Consider the following 23,530-nt stretch of genomic DNA (forward strand, 5'->3'; position numbering starts at 1 on the left):
CCGGGCGCCGCCGCACGACCAGGTGGACCTTCGACCGGGTCAGCTTCATGGCGGTGTTCCTGATCCTGCCCCTGGCGATCTTCCTGATCTTCGTGATCCTGCCGTTCGTCCAGGCGCTCTACTACTCGCTCACGGACTGGGGCGGGTTCTCGCCGACGATGAACTTCATCGGCTTCACGAACTTCATCAACCTCGCGCAGGACTCGACGTTCATGCACGCGGTGCTCAACTGCATCCTGCTGGGCATCATCGTTCCGTTCGTCACGATCTTCGTTGCGCTCGTCATCGCGAGCGTTGTCACCGTGGCGGGCCCGAGCAAGGGCCAGATCCGCGGCGTCAAGGCCTCGGGCTTCTACCGCACCGTCTCATTCTTCCCGTACTGCATCCCGGCCATCGTGATCGGCCTGATCTGGGCGGAGGTGTACGACCCGAGCGCCGGCCTTCTGAACGGATTCCTGACCGCGATCGGCCTGCACGGCTTCAACAACTTCGCCTGGCTCGGCCAGGTCGCCACGGCCCTGCCCGCCTCGATGTTCGTCATCATCTGGGGCTTCATCGGCTTCTACACGGTTCTGTTCGTGGCGGCGATCAAGAGCATCCCCGCCGAGATCTACGAGGCCGTTCGCCTCGACGGTGCCGGGCGCTTCCGGACGGCGTTGTCGATCACGATCCCGTCGATCCGCGACAACATCCAGACCGCATACATCTATCTGGGCATCGCCGCGCTCGACTCGTTCGTCTACATGTCCGCACTGTTCCCGAACGCGGGCGGACCGGCCAACACGACGCTCGTGATCAGCCAGGATCTGTTCAACACGGCGTTCCGCAAGGGCCAGTTCGGCTATGCAACAGCAATGGGTGTTGTACTCGCTGCGATCACGCTGCTCTTCGCAGCGATCGTGTTCGCGGTCGTGCGACTGACCAAGGGCCGAGAAGAGAAGGGCCGAGCATGACCGCCACTGCCTCGACCGTCAAGGCGAGCACGCAGGGCCTGAGGCCCACTCGCAACAAGACGAAGCTCACCGGCGGCGACATCGCCGTCGGCACCGCATCGCACATCCTGCTGATCGCCTGGTCGCTGATCGTGGGCATCCCGCTGCTGTGGGTGTTCATGTCGTCGTTCAAGACGACGAAGCAGATCCTCGACAACCCGTTCGGCCTGCCGCAGAAACTCGACTTCACCAACTACGTCAATGCCTGGAACGGGTCGGGCATCGGCAGCTACTTTGCCAACACCTTGATCGTGGTCGTGAGCGCGCTCATCATCGTCATGATCCTCGGCGCCATGTGCGCCTACGTGCTCGCGCGTTTCAAGTTCTTCGGCGCCCGCGCGATCTACTACCTGATGCTCGCCGGTCTCACGTTCCCGCCGTTCCTGGCGATCGTGCCGTTGTTCAAACTGCTGCAGGGAATCGGTCTGTTGAACACCCTGCCCGGTCTGATCCTCACCTACGTGGCGTTCGCGCTCCCGTTCACGGTCTTCTTCCTGTACTCCTTCTTCCAGGGCCTGCCGGATGAGATCTACGAGGCGGCGCAGGTCGACGGGGCGAGCGAGTGGCGCACGTTCTTCCAGGTGATGCTGCCGATGGCCACACCGGGCATGGCGGCGGTGGCGATCTTCAACTTCCTCGGCCTGTGGAACCAGTTCCTCCTGCCGGTGGCGTTGAACTCGAACCAGAGCAACTACGTGCTGACCCAGGGCATGGCGCAGTTCGCCTCGCAGGCGGGCTACTCCGTCGACTTCGGCTCGCTGTATGCGGCCGTTGTCATCACGGTCATCCCTGTGCTCATCGTGTACGTCTTCTTCCAGCGTCAGCTGCAAGGGTCGGTGTCCCAGGGCACCAGCAAGTAGCATCCAGCACCACTAGCCAGCGGGCGGTCGTCCTGAGGACGGCCGCCCTGTGCTTGTCTTGCGCTCCGGCAGCGCCGGAGCGCCGCAGTCGAGACTGCGCTCGGTCGCCTTCGGCGCCGTACACGCCGCCGCCTCGTAGGGCGTGTCATGTTCGCGGCGATTCGGCTCGTGCCACATCGGATGCTCCTTCGAAGCTGAAGCGTGCTCCTGGCGCGTAGGGCGCGCACCGCGACGCCACTACAATTGGCCGCGGACATTCGTCCCCTCATCACCCCCCAAAACAAGGAGACCGTTGTGGCTTTGATCGAGGCTGTAGGCGCTCGCGAGATTCTGGACTCCCGTGGCAACCCGACCGTCGAGGTCGAGGTCCTTCTCGATGACGGAACGGTTTCGCGTGCAGCGGTTCCCTCCGGCGCGTCCACCGGAGCATTCGAGGCGTACGAGCTTCGCGACGGCGACAAGTCGCGCTACAGCGGCAAGGGCGTCGAGAAGGCCGTCGACGCCGTGCTCGACGAGCTGGGCCCCGCGATCGAGGGTTTCGAGGCATCCGATCAGCGTGCCGTCGACGCTGCTCTCATCGAGGTGGACGGCACCGAGAACAAGAGCCGCGTCGGAGCCAACGCCATCCTGGGCGTGAGCCTCGCGGTCGCCCGTGCCGCGGCCGACGCCGCCGACCTTCCGCTGTTCCGTTACGTTGGCGGCCCGAACGCCCACGTTCTGCCCGTGCCGCTGTTCAACGTCATCAACGGCGGCGAGCACGCCGACAACGGCATCGACATGCAGGAGTTCTTCCTCGCCCCGATCGGCGCATCCACGTTCCGTGAGGCACTGCGTTGGGGTGCTGAGACCTACCACGTGCTCAAATCCGAGCTCAAGGCGGCGGGCTTCAGCACCGGCCTCGGCGACGAGGGCGGCTTCGCGCCCGACCTGCCGAGCAACCGTGAGGGCCTCGACTTCCTCGTCAAGGCGATCGAGAAGGCGGGCTTCACCCCGGGAAGCGACATCGCGCTCGGACTGGATGCCGCGGCCACCGAGTTCTTCGACGACGGCGTGTACACGCTCGACAAGAAGCAGTGGTCGGCGCCCGAGCTCATCGACTACTACGCGGACCTCGTGGACTCGTACCCGATCGTCACGATCGAGGACGGCCTGGCCGAAGACGACTGGGAGAACTGGCAGCTGCTCACCGAGAAGCTCGGCAAGAAGATCCAGCTCGTCGGCGACGACCTGTTCGTCACCAACCCGAAGCGTCTGGCCAAGGGCATCGAGCTCGGCGTCGCGAACTCGCTGCTCGTCAAGGTTAACCAGATCGGCACCCTGACCGAGACGCTCGACGCCGTGGCCCTCGCACACCGCTCCGGCTACACCACGATGTTCTCGCACCGCTCCGGCGAGACCGAGGACACTACCATCGCCGACCTCGTGGTCGCGGTGAATTCCGGGCAGATCAAGAGCGGTGCTCCCGCCCGCAGCGAGCGCGTCGCCAAGTACAACCAGCTGCTGCGCATCGAGGAGGAGCTCGACACCGCCGCGGTGTACGCCGGTCGCAGCGCCTTCCCGCGCTTCACGGCGTAGCTCACGATGATCGAGGCGGGTGTGCACCAGACTGGACGCATGCCCGCCTCGAACGCTCGCGCCTCCGCGAAGTGGCTGCGCGGCATCCGATTCTCCTGGTTCAGCCTCGTGATGCTGGGCCTTGTCGTGCTCGGGGTGCTGGTCGTCGCACCCACGCTGCACCTCTACATCGACCAACAGCACCAGATCGCGCGGCTCGAGCAGAGCAACGCCGACACCGCGAAGAAGGTCACCGACCTGAACAAGCAGGTCGCGGACTGGAGCGACCCGGACTACATCAAGGCGCAGGCCAGGCAGCGGCTGCTCTTCGTCATGCCGGGGGAGACCAGTTACCTTGTGATCGACGACCGGCCGCCCGCGCCGAAGAAGAATGACGCACCGGTGAGCTCGAGCATCCAGGCCACCAAGTCGGACTGGCTCAGCTCCCTCGCCGGATCGTTCCTGACGGCGGGGCTGACCGATCAAACGGCCGCCCAGCTCTCCCGATGACCTCCCGAAACTGATTCGATGACAACACCCCCGTTCGATGCGGTGTCTCAGCGCGACATCGAGATCGTCTCCGCGCAGCTTGGACGGCCCGCGCGTGGCGTGATCGGTATTGCCGCTCGCTGCGTCTGCGGCGCGCCGACCGTGGTGGCCACCGCACCGAGGCTGCCCGACGGCTCGCCGTTCCCTACGCTCTACTACCTCAGCCATCCAGCGGCGACGGCAGCGATGTCGCGGCTGGAGGCATCCGGAGTCATGGCTGAATTCGGCAGGATGCTCGAAGATGACGAAGAATTGCGCGCCGCGTACCAGCGCGCACATCTGGAGTACCTCGCCGATCGGGACCGCGTGGAGCACGTCGAGGAGATCGATGGCTTCTCCGCAGGCGGCATGCCAACGCGCGTGAAATGCCTGCACGCACTGGCCGCTCACGCGCTCGCCGCGGGGCCGGGCGTGAACCCGATCGGCGATCTCGCGCTGTCGCGCGCTGACTGGTCGCCGGATGCCTGCGAATGTGCCGACTACCCCGTGCGGTAGATTGGATTCATACTTTTTGTTTCAAGGAGACGCTGCACTGTGCCCAAAATCCTGATCGTCGGCGGCGGTTACGCCGGCTTCTACACGGCCTGGAAACTCGAGAAGTGGCTGCGCAAGGGCGAGGCCGAGGTCACGCTCGTCGACCCGCTGCCCTACATGACGTACCAGCCCTTCCTTCCCGAGGTCGCCGCGGGTGAGATCGAGCCGCGGCACGCGGTCGTCTCCCACCGACGTCACCTGAAGAAGACGAACGTGATCACGGCGAAGGTCACCTACGTGAACCACGCCGAGAAGAAGGCGACGATCACGCCGGCCATCGGTGAGCCGTGGGAGTTCGAGTACGACCAGGTCGTGGTCACCGCCGGCGCCGTGAGCCGCACGTTCCCGATCCCGGGCGTCGCCGACCAGGCGATCGGTCTCAAGAACATCGAGGAGGCTGTCGCGATCCGCGATCGCATCCTGGGCAACTTCGACAAGGCCGCAGCCCTTCCGCCCGGTCCCGAGCGCGAGCGACTGCTCACGTTCGTGGTGGTCGGCGGCGGGTTCGCCGGCATCGAGGCCTTCGCCGAGATGCGGGCGTTCGCGAGCGCGCTGCTGAAGCAGTACCCGCAGATCACGTTCGAGGAGACGCACTTCCACCTGATCGAGGCCATGGGCCGGATCATGCCGGAGGTGTCGCTGCCGACCAGCCACTGGGTGATCAAGAACCTGGCGGAGCGGGGTGCGCAGATCCACCTCGAGACCCAACTCTCCAGCGCGGTCGACGGGCACATCGAGCTGTCGACGGGGCAGAGCTTCGACTCCGACCTGATCGTGTGGACGGCCGGTGTCATGGCGAACCCGCAGATCGTGCGGCACACCGACCTGCCGATCGAGGAGCGCGGACGCCTCCGCGTGCGCGCCGACCTGCGCGTCGGAACCGACGACGAGGTCATCGCGGATGCCTGGGGCTGCGGCGACGTCGCTGCCGTGCCCGACCTCACCGGCATGGGCGTCGGCGGCTTCTGCGTGCCGAACGCCCAGCACGCGGTGCGTCAGGCCAAGCTGCTGGCGAAGAACATCGTGGCGACGCTGCGTGGCGAGGGCATCAAGGAGTACTTCCACAAGAGTCTCGGCGCGGTGGCCGGCCTCGGCCTCGGCATCGGCGTGTACCAGTACCGCAAGCTGGCCATCAAGGGCCTGATCGCGTGGTTCATGCACCGCGGCTACCACGGCCTGGCGATGCCGAGCTGGGAGCGCAAGTGGCGCGTTCTGGGCGACTGGTGGCTGGACTTCTGGCTCGGCCGCGACAACGTGTCGCTGGCCGCCGTGCAGAACCCGCGCGGTGTGTTCGAGGAGTTCGCCGCACGCCCGAAGCCGCAGGTCGAGGCGTCCGCACCGAAGAACGATGCTGCACCCGCCGGTGCGAAGAAGCCGGCCGCGAAGAAGGAGCCTGCCAAGGCATCCGTCGCCGGCTGAGCTCTCCGAGAGCCACCACGTTCGTGCCGAGCCACCCCCGGATCCACGCGATTCCGGGGGTGGCTCGACCGCACTGTTCTGTAGCCTGCGTGTAGCCGCGTGACAGCGCGCCCCCGTAGCCCAATCGGCAGAGGCAGGCGACTTAAAATCGCTTCAGTCAGGGTTCGAGTCCCTGCGGGGGCACCCAACGCACAAGGCTCGAACCTTGGCCCACAGAATCAATGGCCGGGGTTCGGGCCTTGTCGGCGTCCGCGGCCCAGCTCAGGGCGTTGGAGTTGACCTCGGGGTCGAGCAACATCTCGAAGGGGCGGGCGTTCTCGACGCGCAGCTCGTCGTCCTCATCGACGTAGACCTTGGTGAAGAAAGCCTGGTTGCACAGGCGGCGGTTGGCGTCATCGCAGCGGGCGTAGATGTCGGCGCAGTTCCCGAGCAGGTTTAGCGCGTCGTCCAGGTGCGCGCGGGCGTCGGTGTATTCGCCGTGGTGGGCGTCGAGTCTCCGGTTCACCTGGTCGAGCTCGCCGAGGATGCGGTCTTGCTCTCGTTTGAGGACGGCGAGCGGGATGGCGTCGGCGTAGTGGGCTTGCATGAGCCGATCCTGCTCGTGTTCCAGCCGGTCCCGGCCCGCCAGCCGCACCGGGTCAACACGGGTCGGTCCGACGCTGTAGGGGAAGCGGGAGTCGGCGCGAGCATCGGCCGAGTGATCCTAGAACGGCCAGACTCTCGGCTCGTCAAGCTCCTCAGGCACCCTGACCGACGAAGCTCTGGGGTGGGATTGAAGGAGTTGCCGCACGGTCCGTATGGCGAAGTAGGCCTCTACAACTAGACGCCGTTGATCTGTCCATGTTGCCAGGTCGTATTCGTTCTCACGCAGAGTGTGAGCTGCGTCAGAACGTGCTCGGCGAATCTCCTTGAGGATCGTGGCTGCAGCGGGCACCATGTTTTCGGGATCGTGCCTGACCGTCCGCTCCATCCACTCGATGAGCATGTTCATCGTGCCGCGCTGGCCTTGATAGGTATTGCCCTCGCCATCCCGCCTCTCCTCGGTAAGCGAGATTCGAGCTCTGCGAAAGAACCGTTGGTCGAGATTGTCGATCAATAGCTTGTTGAGCTGCTCGATGAAGTTGGATAGTTCGCGTCGAGTAGGGCGAATCAGGTAACCGTAGTCCGTGGGGCGGCCAGCACCTTCGTAGAGAGTCCGAAAGAGCGCTGGATAGCCGATCGCATCGCAAATCTCGTTCGCAAGACTCATCTCCATGAGGATCGCCGTGTACGGACTGACCCGCTCCGGAAACTCTCCCATGAGATGAGGTCGCACCCAATCGGGGTGAAGCACCCAGTCCTGGCGCTCATGCTCGAAAGACTTCCAGTACGACTGCTCAGCCGGGGAGAGATCATGGAGATAGCGCAATGGCACGCCAACGACGATTTCGTTGCTATCCGGGTCGCGATCAAATCCGATGCTGAACGTCGTCAGGTAGGTGTCGAGCGGGGTGCCCTCCCGAGCCCTGATCTCGCCGCCGATGTCGAGGGTGTAGTCGTACCGCGGGTCATCTCGGTATCGGCCGAGCACATCGGCTCGAAAGAACACCGACTCAAGCTGGGCATGCCCAAGGGCAAGAGCCGCTGAATAGGGGGCATTCGGATAGCGGCTACCCGCCTCCATCGCAGCAAGCGTCGCACGAGTCGGATACAGCACAGCCGAACGCGTCCCGCCGCGCCGCCGGACCTCTGCAAGGTTGTCCGCTGCTGATTGGTGGGGGAATCCGAGGATGTGCGGGTTGACCATCTCGTGCCCGAAGTTGGCGTACACCGCACCCTCCGCGACGAGCTCGGTAAGCACGATCTCGGGGTCTACAGAGAACTCCTCCGCAACATTCATGAGCGAAGCAGCCGCAACACCATTGAAGTCCGGCGATTCCAGATACAGCTTCGCGATCTGCTCGCGCAGCAGCTCCTTCATACCCTCGTGGGCCGACCGCCCCGGCTCAGCATCAGTCACGTCTCAATCGTTCCGTAGTCAGTGGACAACTACTAGCAGCCGCCGGCACACGCAGAAGCGGCTTGCTCGTGATGGACGGGTGGAGCCTCGGTGGGTACGCTATACACAGGCAGTCTGGACTGCCTGTCTCCGAGTCCGAGCCCCCACGCGGCGAAGACGTCGAGGACAACCGCAGATGCGGAATCCAGAGAAGCAGTACCTGTTGGTTCGAGACCTCTCTCAAGTAACAGGGCTGGCAGGCGTGGGGTGCATAGCCCGGAACAAGAGATGAGATGACTCCCAACAACAACGCTCCGAGCCGCGCGTTCCAGCAGGACGCGCGCGCCTGGTCAGCCTTCACGGGCACGAACTACACCTCCGCGCTGCGGCAGATGAGTTCCCCCCTGGCCCAAGGACTCCTCGGTCCACGGGTCAGCGCGCGACGGTTGATCGCCGCCCTCAACGATCACGAGCTGATCGGCGCCAACGGCGGCGCTCCCCGCCTCGGCGAGAACGGCGTCCGCTCGGACTCGCCGTGGAGCTTCAACGGCAAGACCGACTACATCCAGCTTGCCCTCATCACGGACATGCTGCGGATGTTCACGCCCACCTCGGGCTCCGAGGTTGCAGAGGTCGGCAGCTACTCCCTGAAGCACACCGCAGAGTGGTTCCTCAGCCCCCACTTCTCATACGTGTCCAACGGCCGCCTGATCTGGGCGGCGGCAGCGCTGGGACTTCCGATCACAGACCCGGACGGCGACGGTCCGAACCTCCTGATCGGCGTCTCGGAGCGCGAGCACGACTACGTGCGCCGCATGGTCGGCTCGGGTCAGACCCGGCCGCAGGCTGACCACTACCGTCCCGCCGGGTACGAGCACCTGCGCGCCGCGCTCGCGCGGGCCGCCGCCGGGGAACTCATCACCGAAGGTTGGCTCCGGCCGGAGCCGGTCGCAGAGCCGGCTCCGTTCCACGACTGGCTCGTCCAGCAGGTCAGCCGCAACGATGTCGTGGGCGATCTCGCCGGCGACTACGCAGCCGGCGTCCGAGACAGCGACCACCGCGTCGCTCGCACCGCCGACGAGCTCCTGGCCATCTTCCACGAGGTCTCCCACTCGCCGGAGGCCTATGACGCCGTGGTCACTTCGATCGCCGAGTGGATGCGGACAGAGCCCTCACCCGCGCCCATCCGCACCGAGCCGGTCGGCGGAGACACACACAACCACGGAGGATGGGGCGCTGGTGCCGGGACAGTAGAGCGCTACGAGTTCCTGTGCCCATGCGGAGACGGGACGATCGTCGAAGAGCACGACAACATCCCTGGCTTCCGCGAGCACGACGTGCGGATCGACTGCGACAAGTGCCACGCAGAATGGCGTTTCGTCGACGGCAGGGGCGTTCGCGACTGGGCGCTGGAACCCGCCGTCGTGCACCCAGCCGCCTAATAGACGAGGCCGAAACCGCCTGCGCAGCGAGCCGAAGCGAACCCGCCTCGGTGCGGCACTCGCGGCGAGTCCGGGTTACGCCGGCTCGTCGCGGGCCGGCGGCTGGATCATCAGCACGTTCGAGATGCCGCCCTGATTCACACAGTCCTGAGCGAAGTCGTGAACGTGCCAGAAGAAATCTGCCGCCGGCTCGATGGCGTTCACAGTGGTCTCGACCGGCGTGTAGCGGTGCAGCGGGACTGAAACGCCGTCGTAGGTGAACCCCATGTTGTCCTTCGTCAGGATCGTCAACGGCTGCTCACCGGCCCATTCGATTCCAAGGCGCACGTCGTACTCGTCGTTGCCGGTGGTCTCCGCTGTAGTCCTCGCGAGCGCCAGCAGATCGGCGATGGCGCACTCGATCGCGGCAGATTCCACCTGCCAACCCTCGAAGTACCCGTCGCTGCTCATGCGATGCCCGCCCACCGCCGCGGCAACCGTGACGGAGCCGTCATGGTGAATGCTGATCCACGCTTCCCTCCAGACCGAGCGTTCGCCGGTCGCCGCGTTCACAGCCACCCAGCGGCGCAAGCCGGGGCGCGGATTGTCGCGGTCGACGTTCTCCAGCGGGTGGACGCCTCCGCGGCCGGCGTAGGTCAGGGCGAGTCCCACGGTCTTCGTCAGCACCCCTCGGGCTTCCTCACGCGTCAGCCGGTCGCGGAAGCGTGGGATGCGAGGGTGAGCAACCGCGATCAGCCAGGCGCGCTTGTCAGAGTCCCGCCCCGCTACAGCCTCGCCGTACAGCAAGTCCAACGCCTCGGTCGCGTGCCGACGTTCCTCGAAACGAGCGCGGTACATCGCCTCGATCTGCCGCTCCTTCATCCACACCGTGTCTGAGTCGTTGCGCACCGGAGCGGCGAAGTAGTCGTTCTTGTAGATCAGGTGTGGCCCGTCGAGGCTCGCGGGCACCTCCACGATGACGGCTCGACTCCCTGCGGTTCCGAGGCGGTGCACGTTGAGTCCGAAGACGGGCGGTGAGATGGCGGTGATCGCCGCACTCCGCAAGGAACGCTCGTACGCCTCATCCAGCTCACCGACATCGACCCGCTCGACCGCCGCCTTCTGCGACTCGCGCACACCGAACACGATGACGCCGCCGCCGCTGTTCGCCATCGCAGCAACGTCCTTCGGGAAGTCTGTCTGAGGCAGGCCCTTCGCTGGAGGGAGCTCCGACTTCCAATCCAGATCGTTCGCCTCCACCACTCCGGCAGCCACGGCGGCGTCGAGCAGAACATCCGTCAGCGGAGCGGGTGCGAGTCCGAGCGCGCGATGGAGGGCGGTGAAAGTCATGGTTCCAGCGTAGGGACGAGCGCCGACATGGTTCAGGCAACCGCGCTTTCTCTACCGACCGTCGCCGACCAGTCGTACAGTAGAAGACGAGGCAGGTTTCCTCTCTCTGCGGGTCCCTCGGGACAAGGCCCTTCGGGGCGATCATCCACGTACTGCCTCCTCGACGGAGAACTACGTGTGATGAGAGGCCAGAACAATGCTTCGACTGCTCTGGGCGGCTAGTGTCCGCATCCGCTACTTCCTGCGGCGCTACATGCCCACCAACATCCTGCTCGACCTGATCCGCACCCGGCGCGGACTGAAGTGGGGCATCCCCGCGATGCTCCTCGCGGCGCCCTACCTGCTCGCCGCGAGCATCTGCACCAGCATCATCGAGGACGGCGGCCCCGGCTGGCTCAACCTCCTCGTGCTCCTGTTCATCTGGAACGCGCTCAAGTTCCTCGTGATGGGGCCGGTCAGCCTCGCCCTCCTGCTCCGCATCCGCGTCCAGGAGGGCGCCGAGCGGCGCCGCGTGCGCCGGCAAAACTACGCCATGAAGTCGGCTCGCTATCAACCCATCGGAGCGTAGCTACAACCGGCAGAATGAGGGGTGGACGGCATAGCCGCCCACCCCTCATTCATGTCCGGCGAAATCGCCATCCCACTCCCCGCGACGGTCGTACTCTGACGCAAATGTTGATCGGTAGGAATTGTGAGAACATCGCACTCCCGTCTCCTGCGATCAGGGAGCTGCCGTTTCCCTTGCGAGTGTTGGGAAGCGCCGGAGTAGTTGTAAAGCCTCAGACTGGACGTGCCCGCCAGCCCTGGATGCGCGAAGAACTAGAGGAGCGATCTGGTCGCGACGCCAGTGTCCGTAGCGCTGCGGACGTTTGATGGCTCGATCCCATTTCGACACAGCCCCTTCGGGAAGTTCTGCGATGAGGGTGTCGATCAGGGCGGAGTCGAGATGATCACAGAGCTCTACCCACTTGCTGAGGTTGTCGAAGGGGCTCGTTGTGTTGTTGGTGAGACCCTCGATCATCCCGTCTCTGTTTGCCTGGACTACTTCTCTTCCAAGGTCGGGGTCGTGCTCGGCGAGACGAGCGACAACGGCGGTCGCCCAGCCCCAGTGATGGTGATCGAGCTGAAGGTCGAGCGGGAGTCCTCGTCGCAGCGCGCGTGCGGCGACGTCGGGGGCGACGAAGGCGATGAAAGAATCGAGTTCCGTGAGTGATGGTTCCAGTCGGTCGAGGATCGCGTGGACGTGGTCGGGCTTCTGATCTGATAGCTGCAAGCAGAGGTAGAGGCCCGTCCGCGTTGGTCGTCCTTCTGGAACGGCCAGTGATTTCTCGAGCCTCGCGAAGTCGATCCGGTCTGCGATCGCAGTGAACGTGGTGGGATCTGTCTTCTCGACCAGGCCGATAAAGACGTCGAAGTTCATCTGTCCCCACTGGTCCTGTGGGCCGGTGAGAGTGTGTGCGACTTTGTCGCGGTCGAGTTCGCGGATAAGGGCGCGCGCAGCGGGTCGGCATTTTTTCGGCAGGTTGGTTCGGTCGCCGAAGGAAATCGCGCCGTAGCCAAGGACATGGAATATCAGGCCGAACAGGTCGTTCCATCGTCGGACTGGATCAGCGGAAAGTAACGATGCGATCCTTCGTGCGGAGTGTTCGAGGAGTCGCAGAGAAAGGTCGTGGTCGGCAGCCGCGAGGTTCTCGATCAACATTGAGATGTGTGCCAAATCGGGCGGGGCGGCATCGAGCATATGTGTGAAGGCTGTCTCGTCGAGATGCGGTCCTGTTGAGGCGCGGAGCGGCTCGCCACCTATATTGCATAGGCGGTCGAGTGCATGTGAGCTTGAGTAGATGTGTGGCCAGCCGCCGTCCAGGATGAGGCGTGCGAGTCGTTGTCCATCGGTGAATCCCGCGACTTGGGCGGCGAATTCGGCGTCGGGCTGGTGCAGGCTGTTGGCGAGGTCTCCAAGGGCCCAGCCGTTTTCGGGTGCGATCGCTGCGTACCACTGTTTGAGTTGCGCCGTGTGCGCGCGGACCGTATCTATCACTGCGCCGTCGGAGTATGTCACGAGCTCGGACAGCAGCTGCGCTGCCTCGGTGATGTCGCCGTCCGCGGGGACGGTGAGCGCGCGTCGAGCAAGCTCGTTGTAGAGCGAGTCCGAGAGCACTCCTTCGTGGCGGAGTATCCAACGTGGGTCGGTGTCCATGTTGCGGCCGATAAGCCACGCGCATCCTCGCAGTGGCGTTGACGATGAACTGAGCACGGACTTGATGAGGGCGCCGACGGTCTTCCGGTCGGCTTCGATATCCGACCGGGGAAGTTGCGATGTAGATGATGGCGTCGTGCCTACGGACTCCGCCGTTGTCGGTGCCGTGTCTTGGCGCGCCGGCGACGCAGACGCGATCGCTGGCACTTCTGGTCGACGGTGGGGCGGGAACACATGCCGGGGTGGGTGAAGGCTCCAGGAGATGACATTCAGCGCTGCTCGAAGGTGGGCGCACCGGATGCGGCCGTCGGACTCCAAGATCAGCCGCCGGGAGCGCAGCTCTTCGAGGGCTCCTTCGAGCCACGGCCGGTCTCGCTGAAGAATGGGCAGGAACGCCTCAACTTCGTTTTGCCCCACTCCAGAGTCGACTCCGGCGACTTGAGCGATAGCGATTGCAACCAGTGCTAGGTCTGCCCGGTTGTGGTCGCGGAGTTCGAGCGCCTGTCTGCGAACCCTTCGCCACCCGCCGGTGAGCGTGTAGGCGAACTGCCAGGAGGTTGCCTCGCGTTCGGCGATGTCGATGCGTTGCTCGAAGTGGAAGTCGCGGGGGTGGGTTCCCACGTGGTCATCGAGAGCGCGAATGCGGGGGAAGAGCGTTGTGCGTTGCTCCCGCACATATTGGGCGAGGCGGGTTACCGCGCTACGAGCGCTGAGGTGAACTGTGCGGACACCGCCCGCCACATGGTCGATGCCGACGATCAGCACGAGCTGGTCAGGGGTGGCGGCTTCCGCGAACTCGCGCACTGCGTCCGTGGAGAGATCCTGCGCATCGTCGATGAACAGAACTTTCCGGTGCGGGAAGGCGGCCAAGTCTGTGAGCCAGGAGCGCACGCTCTTCTGACGTGCGTTGTCACGCAGCCGTAGGACTTCGTACCCGTCTTTCATAAGGCTTCGTAAGGCCTGGTAGGCGCAGATCGACTTGCCCGAGCCCGTGGGTCCGTTGAGGACCACGGCGCGATCGTGCTGGAGTGATCGCATGACCGTTTCGACCTCGTCAAGTTCTGGACAGGCGTCCACATCCTGCGGGCCGAGACGCTCTCCCGCTAGCCAGGATTCGACGCCTCGGCTGCCGCCGTAGGTCACCGTGTGCCACGACGAGCGATCCTCCTGGAGCATGTACTTTTCAGCCAGGAGCGGCAGAACTACTTCGGCCGTCTCCCGGATGTCGTCCGCTCCGGCCGCGTGCGGTCCAATGCGGATCGTTCGCCAAGATTGATCGAGTGGCTGCACCAGCTCGTCCACTACGACCTCGTCGCTTTCTGAATAGCCGACGACAACAAGCGTCCGAGCGTGCGTTGAGCGGAGCTCCGCTATCACTGCGAGCACTTCGGATGACACCACTCCGGGCTCATGCGGCAAAGTCCACGACTCGCTCAGCCTCGCGGCATCCCCGTGCGGTTTGAAGAGCACACCCACCGGGAGGGAGGTCCCGTAGAGCCGCTGATAGGCGTGCTCAAGCGCAGTGTCCCAGTTTAGTGAGACCACGCATTCGATGACCCCAGCATGGATGAGGCGTGCGAGGGCTTCGTGAGCGACGGAGGGTTGGGCGCTACGTTCCGCATCGAGCTTGGCGAACTGGTTCTGGAACCTGGTGCGTGCGGCTGTATTGTCTGCGACGGTCGCCCAGGCATGCTCCACCTCTGACCACGCGTCGCCGACGAGTGACTTCGCCTCTGTGTCGTTCCGTCCCAGGGCGACCGCCAGAGTCGATCGTGCGGGCAGATCGTTGTCCAGAGCGTCCCACAGAAGAGACGTAAGACCGCGGGTGGCAGGGAATCGGCTGCTGATCGACAATCCTGCGCCCACGACGGCGACTCCGCCCAGTGTGAGCGCCAAGTCTGTGCTGGCGATGCGGGCGGTGAGCTCCGTCGAGGTGACTCTGGCCATGCTCAGGCTCCTTCACCGTTCTCGCGCATGGCAGCGTCAAGGCGACGGTGAATCATGGACAGCGTTCCCATAACGTCAAGAGCGTCCAGCTCGCTCATCGTCCAGTACAGCTTGGGCTCGTGGGCCACAGGATTCCGGAAAGCGCTGAACAGACCTTTGGCGAGATTGGCGATGCCGAGTTGTTCATCTCGTTCGGTTCGGGTTCGGCCATGGTTGATCCGAAGCGTTGGAGCGGAGCCGGCCATCGTCTTCTCGATGAGGGCGTATCCATCAGCGTCGACACCGGTCTCGGACCGTATTCGCGCGCCCAGGCCTTTGATGGCCTCGAAGACGGCTTCGTAGTAGTCCTTGCGCACGAGGTCTTCACGGCAGTACGCGAGTACCGCGACGTGTGCACCGCGCTGCTCAAGTATCTTGTGGAGCCGTTCTGACCGGGCCAGCGCTTCGGTGTCGGTAGATGCCTTCTTGGTCTTCGCGACCCGGCCGTCGGGGAGGACCTTGAGGCTCACCAAAGACAGGACCTGATTCAGCTCGTCACGAGCGACGTCGGCGCGCGGCTTGCGGTCGAGCGTTCGCTCTGGCCGCATGGCGGCCCGGACAAGCCCTATCAGTGCGTTACCGGTGCCGGTCTTCGCCTGGTTGTTGGAGACGGCGTGAGCGAGGCGTCGCCATTTGGTGTGTCCTTCGCCCGGGTCGGAGCGAAGCGGCACTTCAGCGGTAATGCGGGTGAGCTCGGTCCCGCTGTAAAGGTCGCCAATGATCTTCGAGACTCCCTCGACCGTCCCCAGCGGAAACGCGTTGATGCGATCAGTCATGGGTGGCCTACTCGGCCAGCGACAAGAGAGCGATCGCCACCGAGGCCACGGCGCGATAATTTCATGCGGCTACCGGAACAAGGTCGCGGATGAAGTCACGAACATCGTCTTGATACAGATCGAGGTCGCTTGCGGCATCGCGGACGTTCACTTTCCTGGCGGAGCCGAACATGACCTTGCGCAGTAGTTGTGAAGTTTCCGGGACGATGCCACCTGGTTCTGCCGAACGGTATCCCCGCTCGGACAGAGTCATGCACGTGCTGCGGTACTGCCAGTCGCTCACGAGGTCTAGTTCGTGGAGCCGATGCGTCATTGCCATCGCGGAGACTTTCCAGAACGAGCGGGCAGCGAGGATGCGTTCGAGGCTCGCGTTGTGCATGGATTGCGCGAGGACGGCCGTGCGCGGCATCAGGAAGGTAGCCGCGAACCGGTTGGCTTCTGCCTCTCGTTCCTTGGAGGTGCTTGGGTCCATGTCTTGTTCGCCGTGGAGAACGAGGTGGCCAAGTTCATGAGCCGCGTCGAAGCGTTGCCGCTCTCCTGACCTTGAGGTGTTGAGAAACACGTACGGTGAGCTGTCGCGTACGAAACAGAACGCGTCGAGGTCCGTGTACTCATGGCGGAGCGCCGCGACGCGGACTCCCTTCGACTCCAGCAGGTGGATCATGTTCGGGATCGGCCGGTCGCCGAGGTTCCATCGGTGACGGACTAGATCGGCCGCCTCTTCAGGTGAGAGCTTGTCAAACGAAGGGGTATCCGGCGCAGGCAGCTTGAACTTTGACTCGATCACCGCGAAGAACTCGACGGCAAGAGTTGCGCTGGCCAGGACTGCATCGCGTCTGGTGGCAGTGGTCTTGCTGAGTTTGCGGAAACTGGCCGCCTCGACCGGGATGGTCTCGGCCGTGTCACGATCGAAGAACTTCGGCGGCACGGAGAGAGCCCTGGCAAGTTTGAGGAGATTCTCCTCGTTCGGGGCGAGCTTACCGTTCTCGTAGTTGGTCAGCGATCGGAGAGAGACGCCGCTTTGGTCGGCGAGTTTGGTCAATGTCAACGCCAAACGTTGACGAGCCAGCTTCAGGCGCGATGGATTGAACATGCTCAAGAGGTGCAGTCGTCAGATCGGCTCGACTGCGACATCGATCCCATCATCGTCAGGATCGTCGAAGACCGACAGGTCGCCGTCGAGGTCGAGGAATCCGATGACGATGCGATCGTCCCAGTCTGTGACGATTCCGCTGGCGGTCATCTCCGCAGGGCGGGACAGTTCAAGGTTGAGGCCACGGTCGGTGCGCTCGTGCACCAGCAGCCACAGGGGCGCCGCCTGTGCGGCAGCCACCAATTCCTGCTCCTGCTCAATCTCAGGCACCTCGAACAGGGCCGCCATCTGCACACGGGGACCGGCCAGCGACTCACGTGTCGCCTTGCCCTTACGGCGCGTGCGCGGCTTCCGACGATGATCGGGATCGGCGACATTCGTACCAGAAGCGATGGTGAACGAGATCAGGCCGTCGGGGTGTAGAAGACGCGGCTGATGGTCAACGTAGACCAGCCGCCAACCCGTCGCAGACAGCCGTTGATGAAGCTGCTCCATCGACTCGTGATAGATGTCCGTGCCGGGAGTGGAGCGCAGCGCCATCGATGTGCGATTCGACGCCCGGGACAACCCAGGCCGCAAGCATGTGTGGATCAGCTCGGTGGAGAGGCCGAAGGCCAGTAGCCTGCGTTCGCCGTCAGGCGAACCGGGTGAGGTGAGAGTCGCGGTTGTCATGCCTGCCCCTTCGAAGCGGTTGCGTGCAACGCTACCTCATTTGTGGTCGAGTATCACGCAACAACACGCCGCCGGATTGAAGCGACGCTTCGCTTACCTCCTCGTCGGTCGAGCCGACGGAGTCGGTCATCGGGGACTGTGAGTCTCCGCAGAGGAGCAATACGAGGGCGACCGGCAGTACGGTCATCGGCATCGCGGTCGGGCCAATCCGCTCCCACCCCTCGATTCCTCAAGTCGTGGAGAGCGATCGGCGGCCGCGGGGCCGGATCTCAACGCCTTCCGCAGCCATCGCCCTTCTTACTGCTTGCTGGCTGACACCGAACTTCAACCCGACCTCCACGAGCGTCAACCCGCCCTCGTACAGACGCACGGCTTCGGGAGTGTCCGCCGCTGCGAGTCCTCGCTGACGCAGCGGGACCGAGCGACGGACCAGGTGCGCGGCCGCCGTCCTGGTGTAGATGCCGAACTTCCTGCTGACCTCAGCGATGCTCCGTCCGTCGCCGTACAAGGCGACGAGTTCATCCACCTGGGCGGCGCTCAAGAAGGTTTGAGTCTTCCCAACTGAATGGACGAGCCGCCCCCTGTCATCCGTGATCGACGGCTCCGAGGGCCGCTCGCTAAGCTTGTAGGAGCCCCGAGACAGTCGGGAAACCACGGTTTTCAGGGCCGGGGAGGGGTTCTCAAACTCTCTACGAAGGTGCACAAGCGATTGAGCCGAGAGCGATGAGAGCTTGCTCTCATCGCCGAGGCGATTGAGCTTGTTGAGCGGCGAAGCCGCGATCACGGACGATCGAGCGCCCAGCCCTAGTCCCGCAAGTACCCGCAGAGCACGGGCACATGCCATCCGAGTGTCTCGTTGAGGAGGACGGTCCTCAGGTCGGGTGCGTCGGAGCAGGCATCCTGCGCGGCGGGGATCTGCTGCGACCAGCTCGGTCCGGATGATCGGCGTGTCCACGTGGGCACGTAGTTCGCGGTGAGGCAGACGGTCACACAGGCGACGATCGCTGCTCCGAGCGCTAGGCGAAGCCGATTGCTGCTGAGCGGATGTCGACGTGCCGGACGATCGGACAGCCGCCGGAGTAGCGCATCACCGGCGATGAGCGCGATGCCGATCAGCAGCATTCCGGGGACGACGCCGTATCTGGTCAGCCAGAGGTGCAGCAGCTGGCTGTGCGACAGCGCCGCGTAGTCGTAGAACCTTGCAGGGTTGTCGATGACGGATGCCGTCCAGACGACGACCGAGAGGGCCGCGGCTCCGACGATGGCGAGGCGTTGCCGCGGCCCGCTGCTGCGCCAGGCGACAGCGACCGATCCGGCGAGCAGCGCGAGGATGACGATGGCGACGATCAATCCTCCGCTCGCCACGAACGGCCCGACCTGGCTCTGCGGCACGAGGTCGGGGACGACCGCGTTGATCAGGTAGCCCTCCGCTATCGAGAGCGGGGAGTCTTGGGTGGCGCTCGGCAGGCTTCGCGGAGCCAGCAGGGTGACGACGAGTTGCGCCGCCACTCCGACTGCCGGGCCCGAGACGAGCATCCAGCCGTCGCGTCTCCGCGCAGTGAGAATCATCAGGGGGAGAAGAAAGACCGCCTGAATCTCGCTGAGCGCGGCCGCCAGGCCGATCAGGCTCATCGCGGCCGCGCCGCGTCGCGTTCGCGGCGTGAACAGGAGCAGCCAGAACAGCATCCACATGAGCAGGGAGTGCAGGTTCGTCGGCGTGCCCAGCACGTCGCGGGGACCCAGCGGAAGCAGCACGACGACGGAGGCCAGGATCACGCGCAGGGTCCGGCTGGTCAGCACGTCGCGCGAGGCCACGAAGACGACGCACGCGATCACTCCGGTGACCAGGCACGCGCCCGCGGTCATCCCGAGCGCCCAGTCGGCCGTGGGGAGCCACTGCACCACGGCTCCCGCGATCAGACGCGGCACGAACTGCAGGTAGCCGGCGTAGGGGACGAACGTCGCGCCGAAGAGCCCGTGCTGTTCTGCGCCGAAGAGGAACAGCCTGCCGTCTTCGGCCCAGACGGTGTCGTGCGCCATCGGAGGCAGGCGGAACCACACCAGCACCGCCGCGCACAGCGCGGCAGCGGGGAACCCGAGGAGGCACAGCAGGGTGCGACGCCGGAGACGACGCTGCGGTGCCTCTGGCGGGTTCTCGCGCCGGCGAGCCGGCAATGCGATGCTGCGCGGAACGAGAACCGTCATGAACCCATCGCACGCCCGCCACCCACAGGAATGATCAAGAGTCGGTGCCTCGATCGCGGCTCACAGCCTTCTCGTCAGCGGCTCTTACGCCATCCATACGACCCAGCGGACCGTAGCACGACGGATGGCTGTGGTACGGGGAGCAGCTTTCGTCCAGTAGGTTAGGTATGCCTAAGCTTCCCGTCGAAAGAGAGTGTGCGTGACCACAGGGACCGTCATCGTGATGGGCATCATCGCGGGTGGGACGATCTTCATCGGTCTTCCGATCGGAAGACTTCCAGCACGCGGCGCGGGCCTGCGGGCGCTCCTCAACGCCATCACCATCGGGGTCCTGCTCTTCCTGCTCTGGGACGTGCTCGCGCACGCTGTCGACCCGGTGGATGCCGCGCTCGCGGCAGCAACGGGCGGCAAGTCCTGGTGGCCGTTCACCGGGCTCGCCGCGCTGTTGTTCGCAGGCCTCGCCGTCGGCCTCATCGGGCTCGTCGCCTACGACCGCTGGATCGCACGCCGACCGCGGGAGCTGCACGTGCCGATCCACGGCGTGCTCCGGCTCGGCGATCCGGCCAGCAGGCTCGCGTTCCTCATCGCGGTCGGCATCGGGCTGCACAACTTCTCCGAAGGCCTCGCCATCGGGCAGTCGGCCGCATCTGGCCAATTGCAGCTCGCGGTCACCCTCGTCATCGGATTCGCCCTGCACAATGCGACGGAGGGCTTCGGCATCACCGCGCCGATGGCGGCGTCGTCCGTACGGCCGCGCTGGCGTCAATTGGCGATTCTCGGTGTGATCGGCGGTGGTCCCACCTTGGTCGGAACATTGCTCGGCAGCGTCGTGGTCAACGACGCGCTCGGCCTGGTCTTCCTCGCGCTCGCCGCCGGATCGATCATCTACGTGCTCGTGCAGCTGATCGGCGTCGCGCTCAAGATGAGCCGCGGATACACGCTCTACGTCGGGGTCATGATCGGCTTGATCGCGGGCTTCGTGACCGACTTCATCGTCAGTGCCGGCGGAGCGTAGGCTGCCACCCGGCGCCTGGCCGCCCGACGATGCCGCTCACACCCCAGTGGTGTGGAAGATCCGACCGATGATGAAGGTGGCCGCCAGCGCGATGGCGCCCCCGATCACGACTCGGAGTGCGGCTCTCCACCGCGGGCTTCCGCCGATCGCCGCGGCGGCGTATCCGGTGAGCCCGAGCGCCACGATGACCGCCGCGAACGTGATCGGGATGCGATACGCGGCCGGGAGCAGGATCGTCAGCATCGGCAGCGCGCCGCCGACGAAGAACGACAGCGCCGACGCCAGCGCAGCGTGCCACGGACTGACGACGTCGTCGGGGTCGATGTCGAGCTCCGCCGAAAGGTGCGCGCGAAGGGCGTCGTGCTCGGTCAGCTCGGTCGCGACCAGGTACGCGGTCTTCTCCGACAGCCCCTTCGCCCGGTACAGGCCGGCGAGCTCCTCGAACTCCTCCTCGGGCATGGTCGCGAGCTCCTCGGTCTCCTTCGCGATCAGAGCGCGTTCGCTGTCGCGCTGGCTGGAGACCGAGACGTATTCTCCGAGCGCCATCGAAACCGCTCCGCCGACGAGCGCAGCGAGACCGGCGACCACGATGGCGTCGATGCCGGTCGTCGCACCCGCGACGCCGACGACGATCGCCGCCACCGACACGATTCCGTCGTTCGCCCCCAGAACGCCGGCACGGAGCCAGTTCAGCCGCTGGGCCATACCGCCGCGATGCGGCTCATCCGCGTGCTGACCCGGTACGGGAACATTCTCTTCGGACATGTCGGAAGCACATCACACGTCGCGCGTCGTATCCAGCAAGGTTTGGCACACCTGAAGCGCTCGGGGGTGCGGCTGCGCCGGCGATCGTGCATACTTGGTCAATTGACCCAGTTCGGTCGACCGGCATTCAATCGGTCCCGTTCTCTCTGTTCGACGAGGAGCAGGAGCAGCTCGTGCACAACCTCACACCACGACCCGAACGGCCACGCGCATGACGCGCATGTCGGTCTCCGAGCGACGAGCCGCCCTCGTCTCCGCCGCCCTGCGTGTGATCGCCCGCGAGGGAGTCTCCGCCGCCACGACCCGGGCCATCTCCGCGGATGCCGGCATGCCGCAGGCATCCTTCCACTACGCCTTCGAATCCCGCGACGAGCTGATGCGGGAGGTGGTGAAGCACGTCGTCGAGCAGGAGGAACGCTCGATCCTGCCGGCGATGGCACCGGCATCCGTTCCCGAGGACATGCGCGAAGCGCTGCGCGTCGGTCTGCAGCACTACTTCGCCGGCGTCGTCGCCGACCCCGATCACGAGCGCGCGATGTACGAGCTGGCGCAGTACTCGCAGCGCACGCCGGGCGCCGAGCACCTCGCGCGGCTGCAGTACGAGAGCTACTTCGCGCTCGCCGTCGCCTCGCTCGAGACAGCGGCAGACCTGGTCGGGGCGCGCTGGCTGCGGCCGGTCGACGAGATCGGACGCCTGCTGGTGGGACTCACCGACGGTCTCACGTCCACGTGGCTGGCGACCCGGGACGACGCGGCCGCTCAGCGGCTCATCGACTTCGCGGCGGATGCCGTCGCGCGACTGAGCGAGCCGGTCGACGGCGACGGAGCCGCGAACGTGCGGCCACATGACGATCGCACGAGTGAGATGGGAGCACGGGCATGACCGCGGACAACGCGACGGCGGACGGCGCTCCGCTGACCGTCGCCGTCTTCGCCGAGCCAGTTCGTCGCGTCGGCGGCCGCTGGATCGCCGCCTTCGCGCTCGCCTGGTTCGGGGTCTGGATGGCGCAGCTCACGCCGATCCAGCTGCTCCTGCCTGCGCAGATCCAGAACCAGCTGAAGACGGATGACTGGGTGCAGAACGTGATCGCGTTCGGCATCATCTCCGGCATCTCGGCGCTGTGCGCGATCGTCGCCTTCCCGGTGACGGGCGCCCTCTCCGACCGCACGACGAGCCGCTTCGGCCGCAGGCGTCCCTGGATCGCGGCGGGCGCGTTGATCTTCGCCGTCTCGCTGCTGCTGCTCGGCGTGCAGAACACCATGGTCGGCATCGGCGTGTTCTGGTGCTTCGCGCTGATCGGCTTCTGCGTGCTCACGGCCGCCCTGACGGCGACGATTAGCGACCAGGTGCCCGTCGACCAGCGCGGTTATGTCTCCGGCTGGCTGTCGGCTCCCCAGGCGATCGGCATCATCGCGGGCATCCTGCTCGTCACGATGCTCGCGCTCGGCACGTTCCTCGGCTACGCCGCGATGGCCGTGCTGCTCATCGTCTTCGTGATCCCGTTCCTCTTCATCTCCGACGCCGTGCTGCTGCCCAGCCAACGGGCTCCGTGGTCGCTGGCGGCCATGATCGACTCGCTGTGGATCAGCCCGAAGCGCTACCCGGACTTCGGCTGGACGCTACTCAGTCGCATCCTGGTCAACTTCGGCAATGCGTTCGGCACCACCCTGCTGCTGTACTTCCTCGAGTTCGGACTGCACGACAAGCAGGCGCAGGACGACCTCGTCGTGCTCACGCTCATCTACATGGTGTTCGTGATCGCTGCGGCGCTCGGGCTCGGCAAGCTCTCGGACGTTCTCGGCAGACGCAAAGCCTTTGTGTTCCTCTCCTCGACGTTGCAGGCGTTGGCGGCGCTCATCCTGGCGTTCGTGCCCACGTTCGGTGTGACGATGATCGCGGCGGGCCTGCTGGGCCTCGGCTACGGATGCTTCCTGGCTGTCGACCAGGCGCTCGCGACCCAGGTGCTCCCGGACCCCGAGACCCGCGGGAAGGATCTCGGCATCATGAACATCGCGACCGCCGTGCCGCAGGCGGCCGCGCCGTTGCTCGGAGCGCTTCTGGTGTTCGTCGCCGGTTTCGCCGGCCTGTTCATCATGGGCGCGGTGTTCGCCTTCGCCGGCGCCCTGGCCGTCGCCCGCGTGAAGTCGGTGCGCTGATGTCCGT

The 23,530-nt window shown here is 65.2% G+C and carries 21 protein-coding genes and 1 tRNA gene; 12 read left to right on the forward strand and 10 right to left on the reverse strand.

Going from position 1 to position 23,530, the window contains the following annotated elements; genetic code table 11:
- The first annotated feature begins 47 nt into the window (after nt 1-47).
- From ACTHNC_RS07315 to ACTHNC_RS07345, 7 genes are all read left to right on the forward strand, one after another.
- Nucleotides 48-953: a carbohydrate ABC transporter permease gene (locus ACTHNC_RS07315; protein ID WP_440293962.1), complete on the forward strand. Its 906-nt coding sequence runs from the start codon at nt 48-50 to the stop codon at nt 951-953.
- The gene (locus ACTHNC_RS07320) at nt 950-1,852 is read left to right on the forward strand and encodes a carbohydrate ABC transporter permease (RefSeq protein WP_440293938.1); all 903 of its coding nucleotides are present in this window, start codon (nt 950-952) and stop codon (nt 1,850-1,852) included. Before ACTHNC_RS07315 ends, ACTHNC_RS07320 begins: the two co-directional genes overlap by 4 nt.
- A gap of 294 nt (nt 1,853-2,146) precedes the next feature.
- Complete coding sequence (gene eno / locus ACTHNC_RS07325; RefSeq protein ID WP_440293939.1) at nt 2,147-3,427, forward strand: phosphopyruvate hydratase; 1,281 nt, start codon at nt 2,147-2,149, stop codon at nt 3,425-3,427.
- A 39-nt stretch (nt 3,428-3,466) separates the two neighbouring features.
- Entirely contained in the window at nt 3,467-3,916 is a 450-nt protein-coding gene (locus ACTHNC_RS07330; protein WP_440293940.1) for an FtsB family cell division protein, read from the forward strand.
- A gap of 18 nt (nt 3,917-3,934) precedes the next feature.
- Nucleotides 3,935-4,450, forward strand: coding sequence for a DUF501 domain-containing protein (locus tag ACTHNC_RS07335; protein ID WP_440293941.1), 516 nt, complete (start codon nt 3,935-3,937; stop codon nt 4,448-4,450).
- 39 nt (nt 4,451-4,489) lie between these two features.
- Nucleotides 4,490-5,908 carry an NAD(P)/FAD-dependent oxidoreductase gene (locus ACTHNC_RS07340; RefSeq protein WP_440293942.1) on the forward strand — a complete coding sequence of 473 codons (1,419 nt, stop codon included), beginning with the start codon at nt 4,490-4,492 and terminating at the stop codon, nt 5,906-5,908.
- 109 nt (nt 5,909-6,017) lie between these two features.
- Nucleotides 6,018-6,091 (forward strand) — tRNA-Leu (locus tag ACTHNC_RS07345).
- Here the strand turns inward: ACTHNC_RS07345 and ACTHNC_RS07350 are convergent.
- Both ACTHNC_RS07350 and ACTHNC_RS07355 read right to left on the reverse strand, forming a co-directional pair.
- The gene (locus tag ACTHNC_RS07350) at nt 6,066-6,494 is read right to left on the reverse strand and encodes a hypothetical protein (RefSeq protein WP_440293943.1); all 429 of its coding nucleotides are present in this window, start codon (nt 6,492-6,494) and stop codon (nt 6,066-6,068) included. The genes ACTHNC_RS07345 and ACTHNC_RS07350 overlap by 26 nt on opposite strands.
- A 117-nt stretch (nt 6,495-6,611) precedes the next feature.
- The gene (locus tag ACTHNC_RS07355) at nt 6,612-7,907 is read right to left on the reverse strand and encodes a hypothetical protein (RefSeq protein WP_440293944.1); all 1,296 of its coding nucleotides are present in this window, start codon (nt 7,905-7,907) and stop codon (nt 6,612-6,614) included.
- A 272-nt stretch (nt 7,908-8,179) separates the two neighbouring features.
- Between ACTHNC_RS07355 and ACTHNC_RS07360 the strand changes: the two genes are divergently transcribed.
- On the forward strand, nt 8,180-9,328 hold the full coding sequence (locus ACTHNC_RS07360; protein WP_440293945.1) for a hypothetical protein: 1,149 nt from the start codon (nt 8,180-8,182) through the stop codon (nt 9,326-9,328).
- A 75-nt stretch (nt 9,329-9,403) separates the two neighbouring features.
- Here the strand turns inward: ACTHNC_RS07360 and ACTHNC_RS07365 are convergent, their stop codons facing one another.
- Nucleotides 9,404-10,657 carry an AlbA family DNA-binding domain-containing protein gene (locus ACTHNC_RS07365; RefSeq protein ID WP_440293946.1) on the reverse strand — a complete coding sequence of 418 codons (1,254 nt, stop codon included), beginning with the start codon at nt 10,655-10,657 and terminating at the stop codon, nt 9,404-9,406.
- A 196-nt stretch (nt 10,658-10,853) separates the two neighbouring features.
- Between ACTHNC_RS07365 and ACTHNC_RS07370 the strand changes: the two genes are divergently transcribed.
- Complete coding sequence (locus ACTHNC_RS07370; protein WP_440293947.1) at nt 10,854-11,225, forward strand: sulfate permease; 372 nt, start codon at nt 10,854-10,856, stop codon at nt 11,223-11,225.
- Nucleotides 11,226-11,378: 153 nt separating this feature from the next.
- Here the strand turns inward: ACTHNC_RS07370 and ACTHNC_RS07375 are convergent, their stop codons facing one another.
- The 6 genes from ACTHNC_RS07375 to ACTHNC_RS07400 all read right to left on the reverse strand — a co-directional run bounded on the left by ACTHNC_RS07375 (nt 11,379) and on the right by ACTHNC_RS07400 (nt 19,586).
- Nucleotides 11,379-14,801 carry a P-loop NTPase gene (locus ACTHNC_RS07375; protein WP_440293948.1) on the reverse strand — a complete coding sequence of 1,141 codons (3,423 nt, stop codon included), beginning with the start codon at nt 14,799-14,801 and terminating at the stop codon, nt 11,379-11,381.
- A gap of 2 nt (nt 14,802-14,803) precedes the next feature.
- Complete coding sequence (locus tag ACTHNC_RS07380) at nt 14,804-15,616, reverse strand: TIGR02391 family protein (protein WP_066470200.1); 813 nt, start codon at nt 15,614-15,616, stop codon at nt 14,804-14,806.
- Between the two features lie 61 nt (nt 15,617-15,677).
- Nucleotides 15,678-16,709 carry a helix-turn-helix domain-containing protein gene (locus ACTHNC_RS07385; protein WP_440293949.1) on the reverse strand — a complete coding sequence of 344 codons (1,032 nt, stop codon included), beginning with the start codon at nt 16,707-16,709 and terminating at the stop codon, nt 15,678-15,680.
- A gap of 18 nt (nt 16,710-16,727) precedes the next feature.
- Nucleotides 16,728-17,381: a hypothetical protein gene (locus ACTHNC_RS07390; RefSeq protein WP_157079797.1), complete on the reverse strand. Its 654-nt coding sequence runs from the start codon at nt 17,379-17,381 to the stop codon at nt 16,728-16,730.
- Between the two features lie 229 nt (nt 17,382-17,610).
- A complete protein-coding gene (locus ACTHNC_RS07395; RefSeq protein ID WP_440293950.1) occupies nt 17,611-18,165 on the reverse strand; it encodes a hypothetical protein in 555 nt (184 codons plus the stop codon).
- Between the two features lie 20 nt (nt 18,166-18,185).
- Nucleotides 18,186-19,586 (reverse strand): hypothetical protein, encoded by a 1,401-nt coding sequence (locus ACTHNC_RS07400; RefSeq protein WP_440293951.1) that lies wholly within the window; start codon nt 19,584-19,586, stop codon nt 18,186-18,188.
- Nucleotides 19,587-19,785: 199 nt separating this feature from the next.
- On the opposite strand from ACTHNC_RS07400, the gene ACTHNC_RS07405 reads away from it, so the two are divergent.
- Nucleotides 19,786-20,601, forward strand: coding sequence for a ZIP family metal transporter (locus ACTHNC_RS07405; protein WP_440293952.1), 816 nt, complete (start codon nt 19,786-19,788; stop codon nt 20,599-20,601).
- Between the two features lie 36 nt (nt 20,602-20,637).
- Here ACTHNC_RS07405 and ACTHNC_RS07410 read toward each other — a convergent pair whose 3' ends face one another.
- Nucleotides 20,638-21,366 carry a VIT1/CCC1 transporter family protein gene (locus tag ACTHNC_RS07410; protein WP_440293953.1) on the reverse strand — a complete coding sequence of 243 codons (729 nt, stop codon included), beginning with the start codon at nt 21,364-21,366 and terminating at the stop codon, nt 20,638-20,640.
- A 211-nt stretch (nt 21,367-21,577) separates the two neighbouring features.
- Between ACTHNC_RS07410 and ACTHNC_RS07415 the strand changes: the two genes are divergently transcribed.
- Nucleotides 21,578-22,249, forward strand: a complete 672-nt coding sequence (locus ACTHNC_RS07415) for a TetR/AcrR family transcriptional regulator (protein WP_440293954.1) — start codon at nt 21,578-21,580, stop codon at nt 22,247-22,249.
- Nucleotides 22,246-23,523 (forward strand): MFS transporter, encoded by a 1,278-nt coding sequence (locus ACTHNC_RS07420; protein WP_440293955.1) that lies wholly within the window; start codon nt 22,246-22,248, stop codon nt 23,521-23,523. Before ACTHNC_RS07415 ends, ACTHNC_RS07420 begins: the two co-directional genes overlap by 4 nt.
- The last annotated feature ends 7 nt before the right edge of the window (nt 23,524-23,530 follow it).

Origin of the sequence: Humibacter sp. (assembly GCF_051954055.1) — a bacterium.
Classification (GTDB): domain Bacteria; phylum Actinomycetota; class Actinomycetes; order Actinomycetales; family Microbacteriaceae; genus Humibacter.